The sequence below is a fragment of the Actinomyces sp. MRS3W genome (assembly GCF_032465695.1).
Classification (GTDB): domain Bacteria; phylum Actinomycetota; class Actinomycetes; order Actinomycetales; family Actinomycetaceae; genus Actinomyces.
Window position 1 is genome coordinate 1 of sequence record NZ_JAWDJJ010000108.1, and the last position, 1,848, is coordinate 1,848.

The 1,848-nt window shown below is 72.9% G+C and carries 2 protein-coding genes; both read left to right on the forward strand.

All coding sequences use genetic code 11. From position 1 onward, the window contains the following. Window positions 1-840: ABC transporter permease (locus RWX45_RS03520; RefSeq protein ID WP_410050668.1), on the forward strand; the 840-nt coding region annotated here is incomplete at its 5' end. 169 nt (window positions 841-1,009) lie between these two features. Next, window positions 1,010-1,848, forward strand: an 839-nt coding sequence (locus RWX45_RS03525) for an ABC transporter ATP-binding protein (protein WP_316022396.1), incomplete at its 3' end; no start/stop codon positions are given.

The following is a 1,848-nucleotide window of genomic DNA, read 5'->3' on the forward strand; positions in this document are numbered from 1 at the left end:
CTGCGCACCGACGTGCCCGCCACCCGGCTGCGGCTCGCCGATGCCCCGGCGGCGGCCCTCACCGCCGCGACCATCTGCGGCCTGCTGGTGGCGCCCATGGCCGTGCTGGTGATCCGCTCGCTGCGGCGGGCCGGGCGCTGGACACTCGCCAACTACACCGACCTGTCCACCACCGGCGGCGACAACGCCCTGCTGGTCACCGTGTGGGAGGCCGCCGGCAACTCCCTGCGCGTGGCGGCCGCCGCCATGGTCATCTCCCTGGCGGTGGGGACGGCCGTGTGCCTGGTGCTCTCCCGCAACCCGCGCTCGCGGCTGCTGGGGCGCGGCATCGCGCTGCTCGACGCCGTCTTCATGCTTCCGCTGGGAGTATCCGCGGTGACGGTGGGCTTCGGCTTCCTCATCACCCTGACCCCGACCGGACTGACGAAGAGTTGGTGGATCCTCCCGCTGGCGCAGGCGGTGGTCTCCGTGCCGCTGGTGGTACGCACGCTGTTGCCGGGTGTGCGCGCGATCGATCCCCGGCAGCGGGAGGTGGCGGCCACGCTGGGCGCCGGGCCGGGGCGAGTGCTGGCGACCGTCGACGGACCCCACCTGCTGCGCGCCGGCGGGCTCGCCGCCGGCTTCGCCCTGGCCACCAGCCTGGGGGAATTCGGGGCGACGTCGTTCCTCGCCCGCCCGCAGGGACCCACCCTGCCCGTGGTCGTCTATCGGCTGGTCGGCTCTCCGGGCGCGCAGAATCAGGGCATGGGGCTGGCCGCCGGAGTGGTGCTGGCGGTCGGCGCCGCCGCCCTCATGCTCGCCTGCGAACGCCTCCAAACCCCTCACCGAAACCGGCACTAATAACATGCCGAAACCGGTACTAATGACGTACCGAAACCGGCACTTGTTACGTACCGAAACCGGCACATATGACGCTCAGCATGCAACCCAGCCACATCCGAGGAGAACTCACATGACCGAGCCCACCGCCTCCCACGGCATCTCGGAGGGCCCGGGCATCCCCGAGGAAATGGGTCCGGGTGCTTCGGAGGGCCCGGGCCCCGAGCAGGCCCGTGCTACCGCCTCCGGTCTGGGCGTGCGCGACCTGACCGTCGTCTACCCCGCCACCCGCTCCGTGGGGCCGCTGATCGCCGTCGACGCCGTCAGCCTCGACGTGCCGCGCGGCCAGATCCTCGCCCTGCTGGGCGCCTCCGGAAGCGGCAAATCCTCCCTGCTGCGCGCCGTCGCCGGTCTGGAGGACATTGCCGGCGGCACCATCACCTGGGACGGGCGCGACGTCGTCCCCGTCCCCGTGCACCGGCGCGGTTTTGGGCTCATGTTCCAGGACGGCCAGCTGTTCCCCTTCCGCGACGTCGCCGGCAATATCGCTTACGGGCTCACCGGCCTGCCGCGCGCCCAGCGCGAGCGCCGCGTGGAGGAGATGCTGGAGCTGGTCGGCCTGCCGGGCTACGGGAGCCGGGCCGTGACCACGCTGTCGGGCGGGCAGGCGCAGCGGGTGGTCCTCGCCCGCGCCCTCGCGCCGCGCCCACGGCTGCTGCTGCTGGACGAGCCGCTGTCCGCGCTCGACCGCGCCCTGCGCGAGCAACTCACCACCGAGCTGCGCGCCGTGCTCAAGGCGCAGGGCACCACCGCCCTGTATGTCACCCACGACCAGGATGAGGCCATGAGCGTCGCCGACCGGGTCGGGGTCATGAGCGCGGGCCGTCTGCTGCGCGTGGACACCCCGGAAGGGCTGTGGGCCGACCCCGGCAGCGCTCGCGTGGCCCGTTTCCTCGGCTTCGGCACAATTCTCGACGCCGACGCCGTCGCGCGCCTGGGCTGGGGCGGCCTTCTGGACAGGCGTCCGGG